The 24783-nt window shown below is 67.6% G+C and carries 24 protein-coding genes and 1 tRNA gene; 13 read left to right on the plus strand and 12 right to left on the minus strand.

Annotated features, from left to right (window positions below; all coding sequences use genetic code 11):
• Positions 1-6: 6 nt before the first annotated feature.
• The 7 genes from pstB (at position 7) to KNN16_RS10330 (ending at position 5253) form a co-directional block, all read left to right on the plus strand.
• Positions 7-780, plus strand: a complete 774-nt coding sequence (pstB, locus tag KNN16_RS10295) for a phosphate ABC transporter ATP-binding protein PstB (protein WP_299284533.1) — start codon at positions 7-9, stop codon at positions 778-780.
• Between the two features lie 9 nt (positions 781-789).
• Positions 790-1959, plus strand: a complete 1170-nt coding sequence (gene phoU / locus KNN16_RS15190; RefSeq protein WP_369685857.1) for a phosphate signaling complex protein PhoU — start codon at positions 790-792, stop codon at positions 1957-1959.
• Positions 1960-2058: 99 nt separating this feature from the next.
• Positions 2059-2673, plus strand: coding sequence for a hypothetical protein (locus KNN16_RS10310; RefSeq protein ID WP_303896756.1), 615 nt, complete (start codon positions 2059-2061; stop codon positions 2671-2673).
• A 46-nt stretch (positions 2674-2719) separates the two neighbouring features.
• Positions 2720-4072 carry a glycerate kinase gene (locus tag KNN16_RS10315; RefSeq protein WP_303896757.1) on the plus strand — a complete coding sequence of 451 codons (1353 nt, stop codon included), beginning with the start codon at positions 2720-2722 and terminating at the stop codon, positions 4070-4072.
• 47 nt (positions 4073-4119) lie between these two features.
• Positions 4120-4638, plus strand: a complete 519-nt coding sequence (gene mobB, locus KNN16_RS10320; protein ID WP_303896758.1) for a molybdopterin-guanine dinucleotide biosynthesis protein B — start codon at positions 4120-4122, stop codon at positions 4636-4638.
• 68 nt (positions 4639-4706) lie between these two features.
• Positions 4707-4832: a hypothetical protein gene (locus KNN16_RS10325; RefSeq protein ID WP_303896759.1), complete on the plus strand. Its 126-nt coding sequence runs from the start codon at positions 4707-4709 to the stop codon at positions 4830-4832.
• A gap of 345 nt (positions 4833-5177) precedes the next feature.
• A tRNA-Arg gene (locus KNN16_RS10330) sits at positions 5178-5253 on the plus strand.
• Between the two features lie 90 nt (positions 5254-5343).
• Here KNN16_RS10330 and KNN16_RS10335 read toward each other — a convergent pair.
• Together KNN16_RS10335 and KNN16_RS10340 are read right to left on the minus strand one after the other, a co-directional pair.
• Positions 5344-6327, minus strand: coding sequence for a uroporphyrinogen decarboxylase family protein (locus tag KNN16_RS10335; protein ID WP_303896761.1), 984 nt, complete (start codon positions 6325-6327; stop codon positions 5344-5346).
• A complete protein-coding gene (locus KNN16_RS10340; RefSeq protein WP_299288802.1) occupies positions 6314-6613 on the minus strand; it encodes a tetratricopeptide repeat protein in 300 nt (99 codons plus the stop codon). The genes KNN16_RS10335 and KNN16_RS10340 overlap by 14 nt, the downstream gene beginning before the upstream one ends.
• Before the next feature lie 352 nt (positions 6614-6965).
• Here KNN16_RS10340 and KNN16_RS10345 point away from each other — a divergent pair, with 352 nt between their 5' ends.
• From KNN16_RS10345 to KNN16_RS10355, 3 genes are all read left to right on the plus strand, one after another.
• Positions 6966-7541 (plus strand): phosphoribosyltransferase family protein, encoded by a 576-nt coding sequence (locus KNN16_RS10345; RefSeq protein WP_088571906.1) that lies wholly within the window; start codon positions 6966-6968, stop codon positions 7539-7541.
• Between the two features lie 27 nt (positions 7542-7568).
• The gene (locus tag KNN16_RS10350; RefSeq protein ID WP_299288807.1) at positions 7569-7952 is read left to right on the plus strand and encodes a zinc ribbon domain-containing protein; all 384 of its coding nucleotides are present in this window, start codon (positions 7569-7571) and stop codon (positions 7950-7952) included.
• Positions 7953-8060: 108 nt separating this feature from the next.
• The gene (locus KNN16_RS10355) at positions 8061-9182 is read left to right on the plus strand and encodes a cation:proton antiporter (RefSeq protein WP_303896764.1); all 1122 of its coding nucleotides are present in this window, start codon (positions 8061-8063) and stop codon (positions 9180-9182) included.
• Positions 9183-9186: 4 nt separating this feature from the next.
• On the opposite strand, the gene rocF is transcribed toward KNN16_RS10355, so the two are convergent.
• The 5 genes from rocF to KNN16_RS10380 form a co-directional block, all read right to left on the minus strand.
• Entirely contained in the window at positions 9187-10086 is a 900-nt protein-coding gene (gene rocF / locus KNN16_RS10360; RefSeq protein ID WP_303896766.1) for an arginase, read from the minus strand.
• A 1254-nt stretch (positions 10087-11340) separates the two neighbouring features.
• Complete coding sequence (locus KNN16_RS10365; protein ID WP_299288718.1) at positions 11341-12009, minus strand: HAD family phosphatase; 669 nt, start codon at positions 12007-12009, stop codon at positions 11341-11343.
• 106 nt (positions 12010-12115) lie between these two features.
• Positions 12116-13363: a beta-ketoacyl-ACP synthase II gene (fabF, locus tag KNN16_RS10370; RefSeq protein WP_303896767.1), complete on the minus strand. Its 1248-nt coding sequence runs from the start codon at positions 13361-13363 to the stop codon at positions 12116-12118.
• 34 nt (positions 13364-13397) lie between these two features.
• Positions 13398-13958: an elongation factor P gene (efp, locus tag KNN16_RS10375; protein WP_088571912.1), complete on the minus strand. Its 561-nt coding sequence runs from the start codon at positions 13956-13958 to the stop codon at positions 13398-13400.
• A gap of 96 nt (positions 13959-14054) precedes the next feature.
• Positions 14055-15236 (minus strand): transposase, encoded by a 1182-nt coding sequence (locus KNN16_RS10380; RefSeq protein WP_303896769.1) that lies wholly within the window; start codon positions 15234-15236, stop codon positions 14055-14057.
• A 119-nt stretch (positions 15237-15355) separates the two neighbouring features.
• Here KNN16_RS10380 and glp point away from each other — a divergent pair, with 119 nt between their 5' ends.
• A complete protein-coding gene (gene glp, locus KNN16_RS10385) occupies positions 15356-16585 on the plus strand; it encodes a gephyrin-like molybdotransferase Glp (protein WP_303896771.1) in 1230 nt (409 codons plus the stop codon).
• Positions 16586-16589: 4 nt separating this feature from the next.
• On the opposite strand, the gene KNN16_RS10390 is transcribed toward glp, so the two are convergent.
• Both KNN16_RS10390 and KNN16_RS10395 read right to left on the minus strand, forming a co-directional pair.
• Positions 16590-17987: a tryptophanase gene (locus KNN16_RS10390; protein WP_303896773.1), complete on the minus strand. Its 1398-nt coding sequence runs from the start codon at positions 17985-17987 to the stop codon at positions 16590-16592.
• A gap of 39 nt (positions 17988-18026) precedes the next feature.
• Positions 18027-18947, minus strand: coding sequence for a DMT family transporter (locus KNN16_RS10395; protein WP_303896775.1), 921 nt, complete (start codon positions 18945-18947; stop codon positions 18027-18029).
• A gap of 302 nt (positions 18948-19249) precedes the next feature.
• Between KNN16_RS10395 and KNN16_RS10400 the strand changes: the two genes are divergently transcribed.
• Positions 19250-20032 carry an ATP-binding protein gene (locus KNN16_RS10400; protein WP_299284922.1) on the plus strand — a complete coding sequence of 261 codons (783 nt, stop codon included), beginning with the start codon at positions 19250-19252 and terminating at the stop codon, positions 20030-20032.
• A complete protein-coding gene (locus KNN16_RS10405; protein ID WP_299284925.1) occupies positions 20029-20616 on the plus strand; it encodes a hypothetical protein in 588 nt (195 codons plus the stop codon). The genes KNN16_RS10400 and KNN16_RS10405 overlap by 4 nt, the downstream gene beginning before the upstream one ends.
• A 336-nt stretch (positions 20617-20952) precedes the next feature.
• On the opposite strand, the gene KNN16_RS10410 is transcribed toward KNN16_RS10405, so the two are convergent.
• The 3 genes from KNN16_RS10410 to KNN16_RS10420 all read right to left on the minus strand — a co-directional run bounded on the left by KNN16_RS10410 (position 20953) and on the right by KNN16_RS10420 (position 24707).
• Positions 20953-22161, minus strand: coding sequence for a sigma-70 family RNA polymerase sigma factor (locus tag KNN16_RS10410; protein ID WP_088571918.1), 1209 nt, complete (start codon positions 22159-22161; stop codon positions 20953-20955).
• Between the two features lie 61 nt (positions 22162-22222).
• Positions 22223-22729 carry a DUF177 domain-containing protein gene (locus tag KNN16_RS10415; RefSeq protein WP_273091734.1) on the minus strand — a complete coding sequence of 169 codons (507 nt, stop codon included), beginning with the start codon at positions 22727-22729 and terminating at the stop codon, positions 22223-22225.
• Between the two features lie 286 nt (positions 22730-23015).
• Positions 23016-24707: a cyclic nucleotide-binding domain-containing protein gene (locus tag KNN16_RS10420; RefSeq protein WP_303896779.1), complete on the minus strand. Its 1692-nt coding sequence runs from the start codon at positions 24705-24707 to the stop codon at positions 23016-23018.
• Positions 24708-24783 lie beyond the last annotated feature (76 nt).

A 24783-nucleotide genomic window follows, 5' to 3' on the forward strand; every position in this document is an offset into this window, starting at 1 on the left:
GAACGCATGGAGGAGATCGTCCTGGAGACGCAGAACCTCACCGTCTACTACGACGGCCGTCCGGCCATCGAGGGGATCTCCATGAAGATCCCCCGCCGGCGGATCACGGCGATCATCGGACCCTCCGGGTGCGGCAAAAGCACCCTGCTGCGTTGCTTCAACCGGATGAACGACCTCATCCCCTCCGCCCGCGTGACCGGCCGGGTCCTGTTTGAGGGCCTCGACCTCTACGGCCCGGATGTGGATGTGGTGGAGGTGCGGCGGCGCATCGGGATGGTTTTCCAGAAGCCGAACCCCTTCCCCAAGAGCATTTATGAGAACGTGGCCTTCGGCCCGCGCATCCAGGGGATCCGGGACCGACGCAAGCTGGACGAGATCGTGGAGCGCTGTCTGCGAGCGGCGGCCCTGTGGGATGAGGTCAAGGACAAGCTGCACCAGAACGCCCTGACCCTCTCCGGCGGCCAGCAGCAGCGCCTGTGCATCGCCCGGGCCCTGGCCACCGAACCCGAGGTGCTGCTGATGGACGAGCCGGCCTCCGCCCTGGACCCCATCGCCACCATGAAGATCGAGGACCTGATGCGGGAGCTGGCCCGGGAATACACCATCGTGATCGTCACCCACAACATGCAGCAGGCCGCCCGGGTGAGCGATTACACCGCCTTCATGCTGGCCGGGGAGGATCGGGTGGGGCGGCTCATCGAGTTCGGGCCCACCCAGCAGATCTTCACCCGCCCGAGGGATCGACGCACGGAGGACTACATCACCGGACGGTTCGGATGAGGAGGGTCGATGAACACGCGGAAGCCGCGCGTGCTGGTGCTGTGCACCGGGAACGCTGCCCGCAGCCAGATGGCGGAGGGGCTGATCCGCGCCGCCCTGGGGGACCGGGTGGAGGTCTTCTCCGCCGGGACCCATCCGGCCGGCTACGTGCACCCGATGGCCATCCGGGTGATGCGGGAGATCGGGATTGACATCTCCGGCCAGCGCAGCAAATCGCTGTCCGAGTTCATCGGACAGCCCTTCGATCTGGTCCTCACGGTCTGCGACGATGCGGCCGAGGAGTGCCCGGTCTGGCCCGGCCAGGGCGAGCGGATGCATATCGGTTACCCCGACCCCGGCCGGCGGGCCTGGGACGAGGAAGGGATGCTGGAGGAGTTCCGCGAGGTCCGGGATCGGATGCGAGAGGAGCTGATCCCGGCCCTGCGGCGCTGGCTGGAGCGACGGGAGACGGAGCAGAGGATGCTTGACCGGGTGCCGGCCGGGGATTACCATACGGGCGCCAGGTCCGGAAAGGAGGGGCTGATGCAGGCGCGCGTGATGCTGGAGCGCGATCTGAGCGCCATCCGTCAGGATGTGCTGCGGCTGGGGGGGATGGTGGAGCAGGCCATCGATCGCTGCATCGAGGCCCTGAAGCGGCTGGACGTGGAGATGGCCCGGGAGATCATCGCCTTCGATGAGGAGATCAACCGGATGCGCTATCAGATCGAAGAGGCATGCCTGGAGACCATCGCCACCCAGCAGCCGATGGCCAGCGACCTGCGGGCCATCATCGCCGCCATGTTCTGCGCCACCAACCTGGAGCGCATGGGCGACCACGCCAAGAGCATCGCCAAGCTCACCATTGAGATGGCCGACGAACCCCTGCTCAAGCCGCTCATCGACATCCCCCGCATGGCCCAGATCGCCAAGGAGATGTTGCGGCAGGTCCTGGAAGCCTATGTGGAGCAGGATCCGGAGAAGGCCCGCGCGGCCGTGGCCCGGGACGACGAGGTGGACGCGCTGGACGAGCAGGTCTACCGGGAGCTGATCACGTATATGATGCAGGACCCGCGGACGATCTTCCGGGCCACCCGCCTGCTCTGGATCTCCCACAACCTGGAGCGCATCGCAGACCGGGTGACCAACATCGCGGAGCGGGTGATCTTCATGGTCACCGGGGAGCTGCAGGAGCTGAACTGAGCCCGGGCGAGGCGAGGGGGACAGACAGGCGTTCTCCCTTAAAGGCGAACGGGGAGCGTTTATCTTCCGAAGGCGTTCTCTCGGGAACTCATTACGCGCATGGCCTTCCACCGGCCTCAGGAGACCTGGAGAGCGGTTGCCGGAGAGCGCGAGCGGGGTGGGATCCGCCCCCGGCGTTTTCCCTTTTTGTTGTATCAGCGGCTGGCTCGCATGTATCGAGGCCCCGCGTGGTGGATCGCGCTCCTGGCCCTTGGGCTGTATTATCTCCCCCTGATCGCCGAGGTCAATTATCCCTGGCCTCCGGAACAGGACGCCCTGCTGCTGATCCTGGCGGGAGCCGCCCTGGGGGTCTGGCTGGTCCCGGAGATCGGCAGCCGGCTCTCCGGGGTGGAGCCCCGCCCGGAGGCCCTGATCTTCCGGGCCCCCTTCTTCGCGCTCCGGGTCTCCTACCGCCGGATCCGCGCCACCCGCCCCACCCGTTTCTCGGAGATCTTCCCACGCCTCCCCTTTCGCCACCGACGGTGGGTGGAGCCCTTTTACGATCACACGGTGCTGGTGATCGAGACCGCCGGCTACCCCATCCCCGCCCGTTGGATCCGCTGGCTGCTGGGCCCTTATCTCTGCCTGCCCGAGGGCACCGGCTTCGTCTGCCTGGTCTCCGATTGGATGGCCCTGAGCCGGATGATCGATCACTACCGGGAGCAGCATCGCTAAAATGGAGGGTGGAGGATCCACCTCTCTCTTCGAGGAGCGCAAAGGGATGTCGGTCGAAAAGGAAGAGCACGCCCTTCGCCGGGATGCCTTGCAGATCCTGCACGCGGCCCTGGGCGCGGTGGACCCGAGCGCTGCGGTCCGCCGGCACGTCCGCCGGGAGGGGAACCAGCTCCTCATCGAGGGGGAGCGCTTCGACCTGGAGCGCTACCGTCACGTGTTCGTGCTGGCCCTGGGCAAGGCCGCCTACCCGATGGCCTATGCCCTGCAGGTGCTGCTGGGCAGCCGCCTCGATCGGGGAGTCCTGGTGACCAAATACGGGCACCTGGCCGCCGCCCTCGACGAGCGCTGGACGGTGGTCGAAGCCGGGCATCCGGTCCCGGACGAGAACAGCGTGCGGGGCGCCCAGGCTCTGGCTGCCCTGGCAGAACAAGCCGGGCCGGAGGATCTGATCCTCTGTGCCCTCAGCGGGGGAGGCTCCGCCCTGGCCACGTGGCCGGTGGAGGGCCTCAGCCTGAGCGATCTCCAGGCGGTGACGGACCTGCTGTTGCGGGCGGGGGCCACCATCCACGAGCTGAACGCCGTGCGCAAGCATCTGGATCGGATCAAGGGGGGAGGGCTGGCCCGGTTCGCCTACCCGGCCACCGTGGTGACCCTGGTGCTCTCCGACGTCGTGGGCGATGATCTCTCGGTGATCGCCTCGGGTCCTATGGCCGCCGATCCGTCGACCTTCCAGGATGCCTGGCGGGTGCTGAACCGCTACGGCCTGCTCGAGCGCGTCCCCCTGCCGGTGCGCCTTCACCTGGAGGCCGGTCTCCACGGGCGGATCCCTGAAACCCCGAAGCCCGGCGATGAGATCTTCCAGCGGGTCTTCCATCACATCATCGCCAGCAACCGCCTGGCCGCCCGCGCCGCTCTGGAGGAAGCGGCCCGCCTGGGCTATCATCCGCTTCTGCTCTCCACGTTCGTGGAGGGGGAGGCCCGCGAGGTCGCCCGGGTGATCGCCGCCATCGCCAAGGAGATCGCCACCACGGACCAACCGATCCCCCGCCCGGCCTGTGTCGTCTGGGGCGGCGAGACCACGGTCACCGTGCGCGGGAGCGGTCGGGGCGGACGGAACCAGGAGCTGGTGCTGGCAGCGGCCATCGCCCTGCAGGGCTGGCCGGATTGCGTGGTGGCCTCCATGGGGACCGATGGGATCGATGGACCGACGGACGCGGCCGGCGCCCTGGCGGACGGCGAGAGCGTGCACCGGGCTTACCTCCTGGGCCTGGACGCGATGGCCCATCTGCATGCCAACGATGCCTACGCCTTCTTCGAGGCTCTGGGGGATCTGATCCGCACCGGGCCGACGGGGACCAACGTGAATGACATCGGGGTGTTGCTGGTGGGCCCGAAGTGAGCCGGGGCGCTGTTCCTCCTTTCGGATCAAAACGTGGGAGATCCGCCATGCGCCGTGCTCCTCCTCCCTGGATCTGCATCGTCGGGCGATCGGGCGCAGGGAAGACGACGGTCCTCGAGGGATTGGTGCGGATCTTCCGGGAATGGGGGCTCCGGGTGGGGACGATCAAGCATGATCCCCACGGGGGGATGGAGTGGGATCAGGTCGGGAAGGACACGTGGCGGCACCGGGAGGCCGGAGCGGACCTGGTCATCGGCGTGACGCCGCGCTGGCTCTGGATCTCCCGGCGCCTCGAGCGCCCCCTCACCCTGCGTGACCTCGTTCAGGAGCTCCAGGGGGTGGATGTGATCCTCGTGGAAGGCTTCCACACGGAAGCCGCTCCCAAGGTGGAGGTGATGCGCTCGGAGACAGGGCTGGAGCCGGTGACCCAGCCGGGGGAGCACTGGGCGATCGTCTCGGATGTGCCCCTTGAGCTGGGGGCCCCCTGCTTCCGGTTTGGGGAGCTGGAGGAGCTGGCGCGGTTCCTGGCCCGGCGTCTGGGGTTGCCGGGAGCAACTCCCCGTTGAGGATCCGCCGTCCCCCCTATAGCCGCGAAGACGGCGATCCGGCCGGTTTACCTGGTGGGATCCAGCGCTTGAACAAGCGAATCGCTCCCGAGCCCGACGACCCGCATCAGGACAGGGTGGCGTGGCGCTATGTTTACGACCCCGAGAACCGCCTGGCCGTCGTCACGGACACCGTCTCCGGGCAAGGGGTATGAGCCGAAACCGGCGGATCCGACGGCTCCGAAATCATTCTATGGACTCCATGATCCGTGTCCTCAGCCTTGACAGAGTGCGCGGATTGTGTTATCGTAGAGCCAGCCCGGTGGGCAGTCCATATCATTTTACGGCAGGCTTCGTCGATGGCTCAGCCGGAGCATCCCCGATTCACCGCTTCCGATCCAGGGCTCGACCTCCTGCAGAGGCGAGCCGTTTCTTCCTATCGATTCTCCACGGTTTCTCTAAAGAGAGCACGCTGACTTCGACGCCGGCCGGTCCGTAGGGGTATCCCCTGGGACTTTTTTCCTATCCCGGTTGGGTAGGTTTTTCTTTACACTGAGATCGCCCCCTTAGCTCAAAGGGAAAGAGCGGCCGCCTTCTAAGCGGCGTGTCCGGGTTCGAATCCCGGAGGGGGCGCCATCCCGGCGCAGAGGGCTGGGTAGCAAACGGCCCTCTGCGCGCTTTTTTGAAGGGCTCCGTGTTCGGGGCGAAGGAGAGAAGAACGGAGCTTTACCGGGGGAGCATCTCCACGGCGCGGCGGGCTGCCCGCAGGTTGACCTCAGGGGCATGGATGGGGACCACGCAACCGGTGCCCAGGATGAAGCGCCGGCCTCCGGTCTGGGCGATGGCCTCCCGGGCCTCTGCGATCACCTGCTCCGGCGTCCCCTGGACCAGGGCCTTCACCCGGGAGAGCCCCCCGAGCACCGCCCCGGAGACCTTCCGCTGCGCCTCCGCCAGGGCCGGCGGGGTCTCCCGATCATGCCAGTTCCAGACCGCCACCGGGTAATCCACGAACAGATCGAACATCACCGCCTCGCCGTGCAGGTGAAGGAGGTTCAGCCAGGCCCCGCCCGCTTCCTCCAGGATCGCCTGATCATACGGACGGCCGAAACGCCGGTATTCCTCGGGCGAGAGCAGCAGATACGAGGCGTGCTGCACGGCGTAGAAGATCCCATCCGCCCCCCGTGCGAGGGCAGCCCGGACGAAGCGACGGGTGCTCTCGGTGATCGTCTCCAGCCCTCTCTCCAGGGCCTTCGGGGCCTGGCGCAGATGCAGCAACAGCCGCTGGGAGCCGGTCAGGTTCTTCGCCTGAGCCAGGGGGCTGAACACGGTGACCACCAGGGGAACTTCGGGGAGGGCCTGCCGGATGCGGGCCACCGCTTCGAGGTGCTCCCCGAGGACCCCCCGCTCGGGATCCAGAACGGGCAACCTCGTCCAGTCCTCGGGATCCTGAACCGGGTGCCGGATGTAGCGTCGGGTCCCTTCGGTATCCCCTTCCCAGACGTCCTCTACCCCCCAGTCCCGGACGCAGTAGCTGGAGGCGGGGGTGATCTTGACGAAGTCGAAATCGAAGCGCTGCTGGAATTCCACCACCGCCTCGGCGAAGGCCCGGGGATCCTGATCCGCCACCGGGAAGTGGCGCCAGAGGGCCACCGGCGGGCGGTCCACGGGCTCGCCCCGGAGGGCCGCCTGGAGGCGCTCACGCTTCTCCATCGGATCCTCGCAGCCGCTGCAGGTGAGCCTGGGTCAGGCGGGAGAGGATCTGGGCCTTGCCCCGGTCCTCTACCGTGGGAAGTAAGGCGAGGACCCTCTCGAAGGCGGCGATGGCGGTCTCCGTGCGGCCCGCCGCCTTCGCAGCCAAACCCAGGCCGTAGTAGGCGTCGATGGCGTTCCCATCCACCTCGATGGCCTTGCGGAATTCCTCCATGGCCTGCTCATAACGGCGCTGGGCATGCAGCTCCCATCCCCGATCGATGTGCGGCGCCGCGCGTTCCGACATCTCCTTCTCCTCCGGAGGGCTCTGCACGGTAAGCAGGTCTATTATGACAGAACACAGGCCCCATCCCGATGTCCCCACCCAGTTCGTGAAATCCCAGCCGCTCCTCGCTCTCCAGCAGGGGCTCTACCCAATCCGGCCGCTCGCGATAGAGGGCCGCCCGCTCCCGGATCAGCCATTCCGACAGGGGAAGCGCTTTCCCGCCCATGAAAACGTGAAAACGCGCCCTGCCGATCGATCCGCCCTCATGGCCATTCGTGAAAACGCGCCCTGCCGATCGATCCGCCCTCATGGCCATTATACTCCTCGTGAGGATGGTATAATATCCCCGGCATCCTGGGTGGAGGTGGACCCGATGGGCCCGAAGCGCGAGACCTACACCGTGGAGATCGCCGGCCTGGTCCGGCATCTCCCGCTGTTCGAGATCGCCCCCGGCGTGCGCATCGCCATCTTCAACATGCTCGGGGACACTGAGGTGGTCCTGGCGGCGGCCAAAGAGCTGGCCCGACGGATCCCCAAGGAGGCCGAGGTGATCGTCACCCCGGAGGCGAAGGCCATCCCCCTCGCCTATCAGCTCTCCATCGAAACCGGCCTTCCCTATGTGATCCTGCGCAAGAGCTACAAGCCCTACATGGGCGAGGCCCTGAGCGCCGAGACCCTCTCCATCACCACCGGCCAGCCCCAGACCCTCTATCTGGATGAGAAGGATATCGAGCTGGTCCGCGGCCGGAAGGTGGTGCTGGTGGACGATGTGATCTCCACCGGATCCACCCTCCAGGCGATGCGCCTGCTGATGAACAAGGCGGGGGCCATCGTGATCGCCGAGGCCGCCGTGTTCACGGAGGGGGAGCGAGCGAAGTGGCGGCACATCATCGCCCTGGGTCATCTGCCCATCTTCACCGCCAATTCCAAGAACGCAAAGAAAGAATGAGCCCGCGCCGTCTGTGAGGGGGAGCCGATGCTGTTCATCCGATACCGTTACGTGCGCGTCTTCATCGCCTTCCTCGCCCTCCTGTGGCTGGGGATCTGGCTTGCGCTCCGGCCCCAGGGCCCGGCCCTCATCGGCATCGGGCTGGCCCTGATCATGACCGGGCTGGCCCTCATCGTCCCGCCCGGGGTTTACGCCTGGCTGATCACCCCGACCTGCCCGCAGTGCGGAGGCCGGCTCCGCTGGGCGGCGGTCCAGCCGGACGACCATGACCCCTATGTGGAGGAACTCCGGGTGGCCTGCACCCGATGCGGATGGAGCCGCGTGGAGTTCCGCAATCTGGTGAGTCCTCTCGTGGCCGGGCCGGCGTATCCGGAGCCGGGCATGGCGGAGGGCCGCGGGGCGGAGCGCTGAGGCCCCCGGTTCCTGGAGCGGGGCGCTGGGCCCGGGGAGCGCAGAGCGGTTCTCCGCGCTCCCCGGGTCTTCTCGGAGCCGGGCGGGCATCCGGTGCCGGAGGCGGGGATGATCCTGGTCGAGCTGGGGGCGATCTTCCTGGGCCTGGCCCTGGTCCACCGCCTGGCGCATCGCCTCGCCTTCTCCCCAATCCCCCTCGTCCTGCTCGTCGGCCTGGCCTTCGGCGAAGGAGGCCTCCTCGCCCTTCGGCTGAGCGAGCCCTTCGTCCGGACCACGGCGGAGATCGGCGCCCTCCTCCTGCTGTTCATGCTGGGCCTGGAATACAGCGGTCGGGAGCTGTGGGACGCGCTCCGGGCTCACTTCCCGGACAGCCTCGTGGATGCCTTCCTGAACTTCACGCCGGGCTTTCTGCTGGCGCTGACGTTCGGGTGGGGGCTGCCTCTGGCCCTCTTGATGGGCGGGGTGACCTTTGTCACCTCCTCCGGCATCCTCGCTCATCTGATCGACGAGCTGGGATGGGAAGGCCGCGCGGAGGCGCGCGTGGCCGTCTCCCTCTCGATCCTGGAGGACCTGTTGATCGCCCTCCTGCTGCCGCCGGTGATGGTGCTCTTTTTTCGAACCAATGGGGTGGCCGTCGGGCCCCTGCTGCTGTCCCTCCTCTTGCCCGTCGCCGCCATGGGGATCGCCATTCGCTACGGCCAGGTCCTCAGCCGGGCCATCGATCACGAGAACGAGGCGGTGCTTCTGCTTTCCCTGTTCGGGCTGGTGCTGCTGGCGGGAGGGATCGCCCTGGCCCTTCGGATCCCGGCGGCCGTGGGGGCCTTCCTTCTGGGGATCGCGATCTCGGATCCGGTGAAAGAGCGGGCCCGGCAGCTGATCGGGCCGGTGCGGGACCTGTCCGCCACGGTTTTCTTTCTCACCCTGGGCCTGCGCACGGATCCGGGGCTGCTCCTCCCCGTCCTGCCCCTGGCGGTCCTCCTCACACTGGCCACCGGGCTGACCAAGGGGCTCACCGGATGGATCGCGGCCCATCGGGCTGGGATCAGGGGATGGGCGCGTGCTCGGGCAGGGGCTCTCTTGATCGCGCGGGGGGAGCTCTCCGGGGTGATCGCCGGGCTGGTGGGCCTGACCCTGCCCACCGTGACTTTTGTTCCCCTTGCAACCGCATATGTGCTCCTCAGCGCGCTCCTGGGGCCGCTGGTGGTCCACCGGTTGCCCCGGGAGGGATAGCGCGCTACAGGATCTGCTGACCCAGCAGGGAGGCGAGCAGCTCCACGGCCAGCTCGGCGGTGCGGTTGCGCTCGTCCAGGATCGGGTTGATCTCCACCACATCCACCGAGCCCACCCGGCCGCTATCGGCCAGGATCTCCATCATCAAATGGGCTTCGCGATAGGTCAGCCCGCCGGGCACCGGCGTGCCCACCCCGGGCGCCACCTGGGGATCCAGGACGTCGAGGTCCAGGCTGACGTGGAGGCGCGGCCACGCCTTCAGGCGGGTGAGGGCCTGCCGGACCACCGTGGCGATCCCCAGCTCGTCGATCTCCCGCATGGTGAAAATCAGCATGCCGCTCTCCGCCATGGCCCGGCGTTCCTCGGGGTCCAGAGAGCGCACCCCGATGAGGACGACCTGTTCGGGCCGAAGCTTGGGCTCCGGCCCGCCGATCTGGATCAGGCGGGGGTGGCCCCGGCCGACCAGATGGGCCAGTGGCATGCCATGGATGTTGCCGGAGGGCGAGGTCTCCGGCGTATTGAAATCCCCGTGGGCGTCGATCCACAACACGCCGGTCGGCCCCGCCGCAGCGATGATCCCGGCGATCGTCCCCATGGCGATGGAATGATCTCCGCCCAGGATGATGGGGAAGCGCCCATCCGCCACCGTCTCCCGCACCGCCTGGAACACCCGCTCACAGGTCTCGGCCACCGCCTCCAGGTGGCGCATCCCGCCGGGGCCGACGGCACGCACCTCCTCCGGGACCGGCACGATGATGTTTCCTCCGTCCTCCACCTGGTAACCCAGGCCCTCCAGGCGGGCCTGCAGACCAGCGTAGCGGACCGCGCTGGGCCCCATGTCCACGCCGCGCCGCCCCTGCCCCAGGTCCATGGGCACGCCCAGGATGCGAACCGGACGCCGCATCTCCCCTCCGTATCGTTCCCGTGATCGTGTCCAATGAATTCGGCCTCCAGAGGCCTTCGGCCGACGGTCGGCCTGCGCCGACCGAAGAATCCCCTTTGCGTCGGCGAAGGCCGACGCCCGGCGCGCAGCGCCTTTGAAGGCCGATTTCAATCGGCGCAGAGCCTCCGGCCCACGGTCGGCCTGCACGCCGAATGAATTCGGCCTCCAGAGGCCTTCGGCCCACGGTCGGCCTGCGCCGACCGAAGAATCCCCTTTGCGTCGGCGAAGGCCGACGCCCGGCGCGCAGCGCCTTTGAAGGCCGATTTCAATCGGCGCAGAGGCCTGCGGCCCACGGTCGGCCTGCACGCCGAATGAATTCGGCCTCCAGAGGCCTTCGGCCGACGGTCGGCCTGCGCCGACCGAAGAATCCCCTTTGCGTCGGCGAAGGCCGACGCCCGGCGCGCAGCGCCTTTGAAGGCCGATTTCAATCGGCGCAGAGCCTCCGGCCCACGGTCGGCCTGCGCCGACCGAAGAATCCCCTTTGCGTCGGCGAAGGCCGACGCCCGGCGCATAGCGCCCGAAGAGGCCGATTTCAATCGGCGCAGAGCCTTCGGCCCACGGTCGGCCTGCACGCCGAATGAATTCGGCCTCCAGAGGCCTTCGGCCCACGGTCGGCCTGCGCCGACCGAAAATCCCCTTTGCGTCGGCGAAGGCCGACGCCCGGCGCATAGCGCCCGAAGAGGCCGATTTCAATCGGCGCAGAGCCTCCGGCCCACGGTCGGCCTGCGCCGACCGAAGAATCCCCTTTGCGTCGGCGAAGGCCGACGCCCGGCGCGCAGCGCCTTTGAAGGCCGATTTCAATCGGCGCGAAGGCCTTCGGCCCACGGTCGGCCTGCACGCCGAATGAATTCGGCCTCCAGAGGCCTCCGGCCGACGGTCGGCCTGCGCCGACCGAAGAATCCCCTTTGCGTCGGCGAAGGCCGACGCCCGGCGCGCAGCGCCCCAAAAGGCCGATTTCAATCGGCGTGAAAGCCTCCGGCCCGCGGTCGGCCTGCGGGTTGAATGAATTCGACCTTGGGAGGCCTTCGGCCGACGGTCGGCCTGCGCCGACCGAAGAATCCCCCTTTGCGTCGGCGAAGGCCGACGCCCGGCGCGCAGCGCCCCGAAAGGCCGATTTCAATCGGCGTGAAAGCCTCCGGCCCACGGTCGGCCTGCGCCGGTCAAAAAGACCTCCTGATTCGCGCAGGCGCCTGGGCAACGCGTTGCGCCGCGCTTTCAATAGAAGCGCTCGATGGGCCATCCCCGCCGGCGGGCCAGCCGGCGCAGCCGAAGATCGGGGTTCACCGCCACCGGATGGCCGACCCGCAGCAAGAGCGGGAGATCCGTATAGCTATCCGTGTAGAAGTAGCTGCGGGAGAGGTCCACGCCTTTCTCCGCCGCGTAGCGCTCGGCCCAGTAGACCTTCCCCGGGCCGTAGCACGGAGGCTCCACCACCCGGCCGGTGAGGCGTCCGTCCACCACCTCCAGGCGAGTGCAGAGATAATCGGGGATCCCCAGGGCCTCCGCCAGGGGGCGGACCACATATTCCGTGGCAGCGGAGATCAGGGCCACCCGATGTCCCCGCCGGCGATGGGCCTCGATCCGCTCCACGGCCCCGGGAGCGATATACGGCCGCACCCACTCCTCGAACCAGCGCCGGGTCTCCTCCCGGAAGGCGCCTTCATCGGCGCCGGCGATCATCGCCGTGAGGCGGGCGCTGGCCCGGGGGAACTCCAGCAACCCCAGATAATACCGCAACGCCAGCCATAGGAACGTCCACCAGAGCGCCCCCGTCATCCGGCCGCTGCGACGCAGATAGCGCACCCACTGCCTCCCCGAGCTCACCGAGAGCACCGTGTGGTCCACATCGAAGAACGCCGCGATCTCCCCGCCTTCCGGTTCCATCCCGCTCGCCTCCCCGCCGCTTGGCCCCAGGGTCCCCCGAACAAAGATCGGACGGAGGATCCTCTCCGTCCGATCCGTTTCGAGATGTAGGGACGCGGTGATCTGATCACGCGCCTTCCCAGCGCTTGAGCACCAGAACGCTGTTGTGGCCACCGAACCCGAAGGCGTTGGTGATGGCGATGCGCACCTCTTTGCGGCGGGCCTGATTGGGGACGTAATCCAGGTCGCACTCCGGGTCCGGGTTCTGCAGGTTGATGGTAGGGGGGATGATTCCCTCGCGGATGGCCATGACACAGAAGATGGCCTCCAGGGCTCCCGTGGCCCCGATCATGTGGCCAGTCATGGATTTGGTGGCGCTGACCGGGATCTCGTAGGCCCGCTCGCCGAAGACCGTCTTGATGGCCAGGGTCTCGGTTTTGTCGTTGAGGGGCGTCCCGGTGCCGTGGGCGTTGATGTAATCCACCTCCTCCGGGCGGATCCCGGCTTTGCGCAGGGCCTTGGCCATCGCCCGGGCCGCCCCCGCCCCGTTCTCATCGGGGGCGATGGGATGGTAAGCATCGGAGGTCGCCCCGTAGCCGATGATCTCGGCCAGAGGTTCGGCGCCTCGGGCCAGGGCGAACTCCAGATCCTCCAGCACCAGGACCGCCGCGCCCTCCCCCATCACCGTGCCGTCCCGATCCCGGTCGAAGGGCCGGCACGCCCCAGCGGGGTCGTCGTTGCGGCGGGACATGGCCCCGATGCGGTCGAAGGCGGCGATGCCGATGAAAGTGATGCTGGCCTCGGCGCCCCCGGCGATGCAGACCCGGCAATCTCCGCTGCGGATCAGCTCGTAGGCGATGCCGATGGCGTCCGCCCCGGCGGCGCAGGCGGAGACCGTAGCGAAGTTGGGGCCTCGGGCCCCCAGCTCGATGGCGATCTGGGCGGAGGCGCCGTCCGTGATCACCATGGGGATGACGAAGGGATGGAGCAGGCGGGGGCTCTTGTGCAGGGCCGTCTCCACCCCATCGGCGAAGGTTTGGGCTCCGCCGATGGCCGAGCCGATGATCACCCCCACCTCATCGGCGATCTCCTCGGTGATCCGCAGCCCAGCCTGGCGCACCGCCTCCTGGGTGGCGGCCACCGCGAACTGCTCGAACCGGTCCCGCCGCCGGGCCTCCCGGGCGTCCATATAATTCAATGGATCGAACCCCTTGACCTCGGCGGCGATGCGCACGTTCAGACCGGAGGCGTCGAAGAGGGTGATCGGCCCCACGCCGGAGCGGCCGGCGACGGCGTTGGCCCACGTGGTGGGCACATCCAGCCCCAGCGGCGTGATGGCCCCCATCCCGGTGATCACCACACGACGGGGCCGCATTCGTCTCCTCCTGTGATCAGGTTCCATGATGGATTTAACCCACGCGGGTCACGTATTCCCCGGTTCGGGTGTCGACCCGGACGATGTCGCCCTCGTTGACGAAGAGGGGGACCCGGAGGCGATAGCCGGTCTCCAGCACCACCCATTTGTCGGCGCCCGAGGCGGTATCGCCTTTCACCCCCGGCTCCGCCTCCACCACCCGCAGGTCCACCGTCACCGGCAACTCCACCCCCAGGGGCTCGCCCTCGTATTCCCGCAGAATCAGGGTGATCCCCTCCTTCAGGAAGTTCACCGCCTCCCCCAGCCGCTCGGCCGGCACCGGGATCTGCTCATAGGTCCGGGTGTCCATCATATAGTAGAGATCGCCGTCCCGATACAGGAACTGCACCTCCCGGTTCTCCACCCGGATGTCCTGCACCCGATCGCCTGAGAGGAACGTCTTGTCGATGATGGCCCCGGTGCGCAGGTTGCGCAGCTTGGTGCGGATGAAGGCGTTCCCCCGGCCGGGCTTGTGATGCTGATACTCCAGCACCTCATAGATCTGACCGTCCAGGATGAAGGTCGTCCCCTTCCGCAGGTCATTCACATCGATCATCTCCGGTTCCCTCCCGCCGAAGTTCCCTGAATTCCCACTCCGCAGGTATTTAGGACTTACGCAGTTTCCTGCGCATTCCGGTCGTGGCCTTGGGTTTTATCCCAAGGCCAGAGGACCGGCCACGGGGGTCGCCCACCGACCCCTGCCCCGGGAGCCCAAGCCCCCGAGGAATTCCACCCCCCTGCGGGCAATGTTCACCGCCGCCGCCTCGTGACGGCCCATCCTCGCCCCGCAAGGGCACGCCAAGGCGTGTCCCCTTAGCCTTTCACCCACCCTGCCGCATACCGGACACGCCCGGGACGTGTTCTGTGGGTTCACGAAGATCAAGGGAACCCCGTAAAACCTCGCCTTGTGAACCAGAATGCGATGGAAAGTCATAATGCTCCAGAAATTGAGCAGACGCTGCCGCATCCTCCTGGACTTTCCCTTCCCGATCCGCTCCTTCATCCCCTTCAGATCCTCCAGCACCAGGGCCGCCCGCATCCCCAGCGCCCAGGCGATCAAGGCCAGGGCCAGATGATGCCAGAAGTTCTCCGTCTTCTCCCGGCGAATCCTTCGATGCTTGGAGGCGATCTTCTTTTTGGCCTTTGGGTTGTGCTTCCCTCTCGTCCCTTTGATCTCGCGCCGCAGATGGTCCCGGTTGATCTTCCCCACATACCCCGTGTCGATCTCCCGGATCTCGCCGGTGGAGGTCACGAAGGCCGTCAGATTCCCCTCGTTGCTGTCGATCCCGATCACCCCCTCCGGCTTATAGGGGATGGGATCCGGGAACTTCAGGGGGATGGAGAGGGAGTGGGCCGTGAGCGTCGGCTCCCCCATCCGCGCCCGCCCTGCTTTCCATTCATCCAGCAGCCGGCGATACTTGTGGTGAGGGCGGAAGGTGAGGATGATGGGCTCCGGATCCCGAGGGGAGACCGGGATCGTGACGGTCAGGAGCTCCCCGTCCCATTCAATTTTCACGGCCTGCTTGGTGAGATAAACCGATGGCCGCCGGATCTCCGGCCGGTCCGCCTGGGTCTTCCCCTTCCGCTGCTGGTTCCGGAAGCCGTGGACGATCCGGGCGCCGGATCGGATCGCTCCGTAGATGAGGTTGGAGTGGAGATCCGGATGCTGCGCGCGCAGGGAGGGATAGAGGGCCTGGATGATCGTGAAGGTGGCGGTTTTGCCGTTTTCCAAAGCATAATCAATGGCCTGCCGCTGGATGTCGGCGCAGGCCTCCATCAGGGCGCGGATCCTGGGATGCTCCTCGAATCGGAACCGCAGGCAGACCGTCGGCATCGTCGCCGCCTCCATCATGATGATAACCCATCCGCCGCGTGGGGAGAAGGACGAATCCAACTGCGTAATTCCTGAGAAAATGGAAGACCGACCGTCAACGACCTGGCCCGGAGGGATCGATGCCGGAGTTCTTCACGGTTCTCCCGCCCGATCAGGCGCTGGAGCGGCTGCGCGCTCACCTGAGCCCTTTGCCGGCCGAGATCCTCCCGCTCTCCGAGGCCCTCGGTCGAGCCCTGGCCCAGCCTGTCGTCGCCCCCGAGCCCCTGCCTGCGTTCCCGCGGAGCGCGATGGACGGCTATGCGGTGCGGGCGGCCGACACCTTTGGGGCCACCGAAGGCCTGCCGGCCTACCTGCGGGTGATCGGCGAGGTGCCCATGGGACGGGCCCCGGGGTTCGCCATCGGCCCGGGAGAGGCCGCCCTGATCCACACCGGGGGGATGTTGCCGGAGGGAGCCGACGCGGTGGTCATGCTGGAGCGGACCCAGCGGCTGGATGCGGAGACCATCGAGGTGTTGCGGCCGGTGGCCCCGGGGGAGAACGTCATCGCCATCGGCGAGGACATCCGGCAGGGGGAGATCGCCTTCCCGGCGGGCCATCGCCTGCGCCCCCAGGATCTGGGGGCCCTGGCCGCCCTGGGGGTGGCCCGCGTGCCGGTGGCCCGCCGCCCCCGGGTGGCCATCCTGGGCAGCGGCGATGAGATCGTGCCGCCTGACCAGCGGCCCCAGCCCGGCCAGGTGCGGGATGTCAACACCTTCTCCCTCATCGGCCTGATCCGCCAGCACGGCGGGGAGCCCCTTCCCTGCGGGATCTCCCCGGATCGCCTGGAGGTCCTGGAGGCAATGGCCCGGGAGGCCTTTGAGGCCGCCGATGTCCTGGTCTTCACCGCCGGGAGCTCCGTGAGCACGCGGGATCTCACCGCGACGGTCATCGAGCGCCTGGGCCCGCCGGGGATCCTGGCCCACGGCCTGGCCATCCGCCCCGGCAAACCCACCCTGGTGGCCTTCTGCGCCGGCAAGCCGGTGCTGGGCCTGCCCGGGAACCCGGTCTCCGCCTTCGTGGTCGCTCGGATGCTCCTGGTCCCCCTTCTCTATCTCCTTCAGGGCGTGGAGCCGCCCCCGCCGCGCCGTCAGCCTGCCCGCCTGACCCACAACATCCCCTCCGCCCCCGGGCGCATCGATTGGGTGCCCGCCCGCCTCGTCCCTCGAGCGGATGGCCTCTGGGCCGAGCCGGTGTTCGGCAAGAGCAACCTGATCTTCACCCTGGCCCGCTCCGACGGCCTGGTGATGGTCCCCCTGGATCTCAACGGCCTGCAGGCCGGAGACCCGGTGGACGTGTGGCTCTGGGAATGAGGGATCAGGCCCCATCGTCCAGCTCACCCAGGGGCTCGAAGCGAGCGAGGAAGTGCCGGAGCAACCTCGGCGCCTCCACGATGCGGAAGCCCCGGATGCGCTCCCGTCGGGCGTAGACCCGGGCGCACACTTCGGCCACGTAATCCAGATGGCTCTGGGTATAAACCCGGCGGGGGATCGCCAGGCGCACCAGCTCCAGTCGGGGATAGATCATCTCCCCGGTGCGGGGATCCTCCTGGGCCAGCATCACGCTGCCGATCTCGACCCCGCGGATGCCCCCCTCCAGATACAGGTGGACCGCCAGGGCGTGGCCCGGGTATTCCCTCTGGGGGATATGGGGGAGGAAACGCCGCGCGTCCAGATACACGGCATGGCCCCCGGGCGGCACCACGATGGGGATCCCCGCCTGCCGGAGGGACTCCGCCAGATAACTCACCTGGCCGACGCGATAGGCCAGATACGCCTCATCGAGGGCTTCCTGCAACCCGATGGCGATGGCCTCCAGATCGCGGCCGGCCAGGCCGCCGTAGGTCGGAAAGCCCTCCCGCAGCACCAGCTGGGCGCAGAGGGCTTCATAGAGGTCACGATCCTTCAGGGCGATGAACCCGCCGATGTTGGCCAGGCCGTCCTTCTTGGCGCTCATCAGACAGCCGTCGGCGTATCCGAAGAGCTCCCGGGCGATCTCCCGCACCGGGCGGCCCGCATATCCCGGCTCCCGCATCCGGATGAAATAGACGTTCTCCGCATAGCGGGCCACGTCCAGATACAGTCCCTTCCCGTATCGCCGGGCGATCGCCGACACAGCCCGCACGTTCTCCATAGACACCGGCTGCCCGCCCACGGTGTTGTTGGTCAGGGTGAGCATCACGAAGGGGATGTTCTCCGGCCCGACCTGCTCGAAGAAAGCTTCCAGCTTCGCCGGGTCCATGTTGCCCTTGAAGGGGTGCTCCAGGGTCGGGTCGTAAGCCTCCTCGATGACCAGATCCACCGGCTCCGCCGGTCGGGCCAGGAGGTTGGCCCGCGTGGTATCGAAGTGATTGTTGCTGGGGACCTTCTGGCCCGGGCGGACGGCGACCGCAAAGAAGAGGTGCTCCGCGGCCCGGCCCTGATGGACCGGCACCACATATGGGTAGCCGGTGATCTCCTGGATTGTCTCCTGGAACCGGTAGAAGCTGCGGGCCCCAGCATAGGATTCGTCCCCCTGCATCATCCCCGCCCACTGCCGGTCGCTCATCGCCCCGGTCCCCGAATCCGTGAGCAGGTCGATGAAGACGTCCTCCGCCCGCAGGCGGAACAGGTTGTATCCGGCCTCCTCCAGGCGCCGCCGACGCTCCTCCCGCGGGAGGAGCCGGATAGGCTCCACCATCTTGATGCGAAACGGCTCCGGCGGATGGATCGGCATGGGGAACCTCCAGCAGAAAAGTGAAACGAGGCGCGGCTTTCAAGCGCCGGCCCCCTCCCGGGAGACGATGGCGATGCCGGTGAGGATCAGCCCGCCCCCGAGGAGCTTGATCCAGCCTGGTATTTCCCCCAGGATCAGGTAGGCCAGGACGGTGGAGCCGATGGGCTCGCCCAGAGTGGTCACGGTGACCACCGCTGTCGGCAGGTAGCGGAGGGCCCAGTTGAAGGAGGAGTGTCCGATGAGCTGGGGGAAGATGGCCACCAGGCTCATCCAGACGTAAGTCATGGGCGCGTAGCCGAGCAAGGGGAGACGGGCGGCGGCGACGATCAGGAGGCAGACCACAGCCGCCGTCCCGTAGACGAGGGCGATATAGACCGGGAGGGAGAAGCGGCCGCGCACGCGGCGCCCGATCATGAAATAGCCGGCCACCATAACCGCTCCCGCCAGGGCCAGGAGGTTGCCGATCAGGGATCGGCTCCCTCCCAGTTCGCAGCGGAGGGGAGATCCCGTGCAGGCGTCGCTCAGGCCCACCATCCCGCTCCCAACCAGGGCCAGCAAGATCCCCAGGGCCGTGCGAAGGGAGATGGTCTCCCGAAGGAAGAGGGGGGCCGCAATCGCCACAAACACCGGGGAGAGGCTGACCAGCACCACCGAGCTGGCCACCGTCGTGTATTCCAGGGAGGTGATCCAGGTCACGAAATGCAGGGCCAGGAAGACCCCGGAGAGCAGCATCCAGAGCAGATCGCTGCGGCCGATCCGCTTCCATTCGTGCCCGTAGCGCCCGACGGCCACGGGCAGGATCAGCAAGGTGGCCAGGGTCAGGCGATAGGCGGCGATGACCAGGGAGGAGGCCTCGCGCTGGGCGAAGCGGATGAAGATCGAGGCCATGGAAACCGCCAGGATGCCCAGGGCCAGGACCAGATAGGGCGGAACGGGGGGTCTCTCCCGATGCGGCATCATGATCCCTCCCGGAAAGGGTTGAGTTCCCGGGGGCGTGTCCCAAAATCGTAGGACAACTGCAAGCAGTTGTCCTACAAGGCGGCCAGGCCCGACAAAACCGGGACACACCCGGACCGATTCCCGGATCGCCTCTTGCCTCCTCCTCCGGCGGCGGGGCTTCCATCCCACCGTCTCCGCCCCAGCCCGGGTGATGCGCTGGAGGGAGGAGACCGGCGCGGCGCTCACGGCCTTCCGGTTTTATAATTCTGAGCCAGAAGTCCTGACAAATCGTCCGTGGCGGTTCCGGCGCGAGGATCAGATCCATGGAGGATCGGAGGCTTGCGCAGCCGGAGAGGCCCGCATCCGGCGTCCCCGGACGGAGCCCGGAGCGGGAGCGCGGCGCGGGTGGGCCTTCGCCTTATCCTCTGACCCGGGAGGAGGCGGAGGCGATGGCCCGGCGGGCCGCTCAGGCCTTAGACATCCGTCCGATCCCTACGCCGCATCCGCGCCTGGTCCTGATGGTCGGCCTGCCCGGGACCGGGAAGTCCACCCTGGCCCGCCGCCTGGCCGCGGCCCTGCCGGCTCCCATCGTGGAGTCCGACCGGGTGCGCCGCGTCCTCTTCAAGTGGCCCCGCCACTCCCTTCAGGAGAGCCGGCGGGTTCATCAGGTATGTCGGGTGCTCCTCGAGCAGCTGCTGCGCCAGGGTTCCTCCGCCATCTTCGACGCCACCAACCTCATCGAAGCGCATCGCGCCCTGGTCTATCAGATCGCCGACCGCCTCCGCATCCCCCTGATCATCCTCCTCGTCACCGCGCCTCCGGAAGTGGTCCGGGATCGCCTGGAGGGGCGGCTCCGCCATCGGGATCCGACGGACGCCAGCGAGGCCACCTGGCCGGTCTACGAGCGGATGCGCCGGCAGATGGAGCCCATCGGGCGCCCCTATCTGGAGGTGGACACCTCCCGAGATCTGGAGGCCCTCCTGCCGGAGCTGGTGCAGGCCATCCGCCAGCCGGCGTGGCCACTTCCCGGTCTTCCCTCCGTGCCTCGTTCGCCGGCGGAGGAGGGACAGGGCCCGGGCAACCCATCCCTGGAGGGATCGCGATGAAGCCGGAGGAGGAGCTGACCTTCGTCCGTGAGGGGATGGCCGCGATGGAGGATTACCTGAGCTCGGATCTGGTCTACTGGACGCTCCGCCCCTTCTCCGCCACGTTCCCTGCCTTCAGCGTGGGGGGGCTGCTGGAGAGCCTGCGTCGTCTGGAGGCCCGCCGGGAGGAGTTGCCGCCTGGGGCTCAGGCGGAGCTGGAGGCCGTGAAGGGCCAGCTGGCGCGCGTGCGGGAGGTCCATCCGGATCGATATCGCCGGAAGGTCGAGCGGGAGCTCAGCAGCCGTCTGGACGCCTGGTCCTGGTATCTGGAGGACTATGAGGAGCGGCCGGAGGAGGCGGCCGTTAGCTATCCCGCTCAGGTCCACATCCGCGTGAAGATCGATCTGTTGCTGGAGGAAGCCGAGCGGCTGGGGTTAGAGGCCCAGCCGGCCCGGCGCCGGGTGGAGGCCCTGGATCAACGTCTGCGTCGTCACTGGGTGCCTGGCCCCTTCCTGTGGGAGGAGGCGTTGCAACGCGCCTTCCCCCGGGAGCGCTTCTGGTGGCTGTATGGCCGGCTGCGGGGTCGGGAGGCCGTCGGGGGGTGAGGAATTGACAGCGTCCCGGATCGCGGGCATGATCCTCAATGTTCCGGGCGCCCCCCGCCGATGGCGGGCGCGGCGCCCCCGGATGTGCCATCCCACCGGAAAGGAGGTGATGCGACATGGACGAAAAACGTCGGACAGACCTGAGGGAGGCGGGCCGTCGCATCACCTCCGGTGAGGACCGATAAGCGACGGCCCGCCGGAAGGGGCCGCCCCCGGCGTCGGGAGGCGGCCCCTTCGTTTTCAGAAAGAAGCCATCCGCAGAGGAGGAGACTCGCAAAAAATCGGGGCGCCGTCACACGGCGCCCCGACATCGGATTGCGAGAAGGCGACACCGACTCAGGTCAGGAACTCCCGGAGCTGGCGGCTGCGACGGGGGTGGCGGAGCCGGCGCAGGGCGCGCCCCTCAATCTGGCGGATGCGCTCCCGGGTCAGCCCGAACTTCTTGCCCACCTCCTCCAGGGTGTAGCAGCGGCCGTTCACCAGGCCGAACCGCAGCCGCAGGATGCGGGCCTCCCGCGGGCTGAGGGTGGAGAGGATCTCCTCGATCTTCTCCCGGAGCAGGTTCTGATAAGCGATCTGGTTGGGAGACGGGGAGGATTCGTCCTCGATGAAGTAGCCCAGCTCGTCCTCCTCGTCCTCCCCCACCGGGTTCTCCAGGCTCAGGGGCTGCCAGGAGACCCGGAACATCCACTCCACCTTGCGGGGATCCACGCCCAGCTCGGCGGCGATCTCCTCCACGGTGGGCTTACGGCCCAGGCTCTGCTCCAGCTCGTGGGCCACCCGATACAGTTTGCGGATGCGATCGCTCATGTGGACGGGGACGCGGATGGTGCGGCTCTGGTCGGCGATGGCCCGGGTGATGGTCTGGCGGATCCACCAGGTGGCGTAGGTGCTGAAGCGGTAGCCGCGCCGGTAATCGAACTTCTCCACCGCCTTCATCAGGCCCAGATTGCCCTCCTGGATGAGGTCCAGGAAGGGGACCCCGCGGCCCATGTATTTCTTGGCGATGCTCACCACCAGGCGGGTGTTGGCCTTGATCAGGTGCTCTCGGGCTTTGCGGCCCTCCTCCACCAGCTTCTCCAGCCGCGCCCGTTGCTGAGGGGTCAGCCGCCGCGCCTCCCGCAACCGCCGGGCGGCCTGCTGCCCGCGGAACACCTGCCGGGCCAGCCGCACCTCCTCCTCGCTGGTCAGCAGGGGGACACGGGCCATCTCCTTCAGGTAGAGGCCGACCGTGTCATCCACATCGATGTCCGCCAGATCGTCGTCCTCCCCCAGGACCACATCGCTGGTCTCGAAATGCTCCTCGCTCTCCTCTTCCTCTTCTTCTTCGATCTCCCGGAGGAACCGTTCCTCTTCCTCGATGTTGATCCGGGTGTCGTCGTAGAGCTCGATGCCCGCTTCCTGCAGCCAGAGGCAGATCTCATCCAGCTCCTCGGGGGATTCCTCCGCCTCCGGATAGATCTCCAGGATGTCCGTGACGGTGAGATAGCCCTGTCGCTCCGCCAGGGACAGCAGCTCGCCGATTACTTCGTCGAAGCTCGCCATCGTCGCTCCTCTCCGCACCCAGGGATCTCGAAACGCTCCTTCCCGCTCCCAACGGCCCCCTTCACTCCTCCTGCAGGCGGAATGCGGCCAGAGCCGCCCATCGCGGGTCCGGCTCCCGAACACATCCGCACTCCCCCTCATTCAGGTTTTGCCCACACTCCGGGCACAGCCCACGACAATCCGGCCGGCAGAGCACCCGCAACGGGGTGTTCAGCAGGATGTGCTCCCGTAGCGGCGCCGTCAGGAACAGATAACCATCATCGGTCACCGCATAGAACGTCTCCCCCGGGATGTCCACGGGGGAAAGGAAAAAGGCCTCCTCGAACTCGAAGGTCATCGGGAAGGCAACCGGTTCCAGGCAGCGGGCGCACTGGGTGTGGATCTGCGTGGCGATGGTGCCGGAGGCCAGGAGCCGACGGTCGGAGCGGACCAGCTCGATCTCCCCGCGCAGATAATCCACCTCCACCCCATATCCCAAATCCCCGGGTCCCTCCTCCAGGGCCAGCACCATGCGGCTGCCCACCGGCGCGCTCACCAGCGCGCCCACCCGATAGCGCAACATTTTCATGGGGCCCTCCCCGGACAGGCCATCGACCGGTTGGCCTGCATCCGTTTTGGGGCAGGTTGGCAAAACCTGCTGCGCTGATTATAGCACAGCGCCAATCCCCCCGTCAAGCACCACACGGATCCCGTTGAAACCCATCCCCCGAAATGCAAGCACAAATCGGGATATATCGCTTGCTTTAATACAATTTTTGGGAAATGAAGGAGATTTAGATCACCATTATCGGCCAGATATATCACAGGCCTGGGACTGGGGTGGACAAAAGATGGATGGGAGGGAGAGATGGGGCTTAGGGGGCGTGGGGGCCGGGTCCGATGCCCGGGGGGCCGAAGCGGAGGCGATCGTAAGCGGCGAGGGTGTCCACGATGTGGCGACGCTGGCGAGCGGCCTCCTCTTCCTGGAGCCGGCGGCGGTAGGCTTCCATCCGCCGGGTGATCTCCTGCTGCACCTGTCGGGGTTTTCCGACGTAACGCAGGTGGAAATCCCCCCCGGGGACCCGAACCAGCACATGTCCGTAGCCGAGGATGCGGGCCAGGAGGGAGGGGATCGTATACTCCACGCTCTGAATGCGGTTCAGGCTGGCCGTCTGCGTCTCCTCCCGCATGAGGGCCGGCAGGCGCTGGGAGAGGATCAGCTGGCTGGGGGTCAGGATGTATTCGTCGTTCCGCCAGTTCTCGTAGCGCCACCACCACCAGACCCCCAGCAGGATCCCGGCCAGGATCAACGCCCCCCACCGGATCCCCGGCGCGACACGGTCCACCGGCCACACGTGGTGGAGGTGGAGCAACCAGCCCAGGATCCACAGCCCGGTCGCCAGGGGCGGCCCCCAGAGCAGGGAGCGGATCAGGGCCACCCAGTGCTTGCGGTAGATGATCCGATCCCCGACTTCCTCACGGATGGGGGGGAGGAGATAGCGGAGCACCGCCCGCAGGATCAGGAGGAGGCGGCCCCACCAGCCCGGCGGGGGCTCCGGCGTCGGGGCAGGCTCCGCTTCCGCTGGCGGGGGCTCCAGCCCCAGACGACGGCGCAGCTCCCGCTGCAGGCGGTAACGCTGGCGGGCCTGCTGCAGCGCCCGCAGCCGATCCAGCTGCTCGTAAATCAGCCGGCGGATCTCCTCCGGTTGCGGGAGGTTGGCGAAGCCCACCCGACCGGTGAAGGCTTCCACCTCAATGTCCCCGAAGTCCAGAAGATAAGGGCTGGCCAGCGGGGTGCGCCGCAGGATCTGCACCTCCTGCACCTGCTCCAGCGGCATGTCCTGCCGGGCCTCCGGGCCCGGGAACACGTAAAGCCAGCGCTCCCGCTCGATGTGGACGATGCGATGGGTGGTGAGGATATACTGGTCGTCCCACCAGTTCCACACCTGGGCGCCCAGGAAGACCAGAGGGATCGCGTTGAGGAAGAGAACAGGCCACCAGCCCAGCTGGGCGACCAGGAAGGTCGTGAGGACGATGAAGACCAGCAGCAAGGCCAGAGGAGGGAGGAGGACGGGGATCAGGCTGATCCAGTGGCGATGGATGGCCGCCAGCACCTGCTCGTCAGGCTCCAGCCAGGGGAAGCGAGGCGCCCGCAGACGGGCCTCCACATCCGGCGGGATCTCCAGGCGGTGGATGAGGCCCGGCCGCTCGGCGAGGAGGGCTTCGAACGCCGCTCGCTCCAGCAACCAGCCTTCCACCCGGGTGATGGCCATCGCCGTCACATCCCGGGGCTCATCCAGGAAGAGCGCGTGGGCCCCGACGCCCTCCCCCGGCTGGAGATGGCGGACCAGGCGCTCGACGCCGTCGGCGTCGATGCGCAGCAGGGCCAGGCGCCCGGCGCGCAGGATGAAATAGGCCGGGAACCGTTCCCCCTCAATGAACAGCTCCTCCCCGGGGTTCAGGGTTCGGGCCTGAAACCGCGCCGCCAGCTGATCGAGCTCCTCCGGATCCAGCCGGCGGAAGAGAGGCTGCGCCCCCAGCGCCGCCCGCAGCGCCGGATCCACCATCCCACCCCCTGCCGGTCAGCAGGAAAAATCCGGTCTTTACTAATAGTAATCCCGGCCTGAACGCTCGGGAAGCCGA

The organism is Thermoflexus hugenholtzii, from assembly GCF_018771565.1.
Lineage (GTDB): Bacteria > Chloroflexota > Anaerolineae > Thermoflexales > Thermoflexaceae > Thermoflexus > Thermoflexus hugenholtzii_A.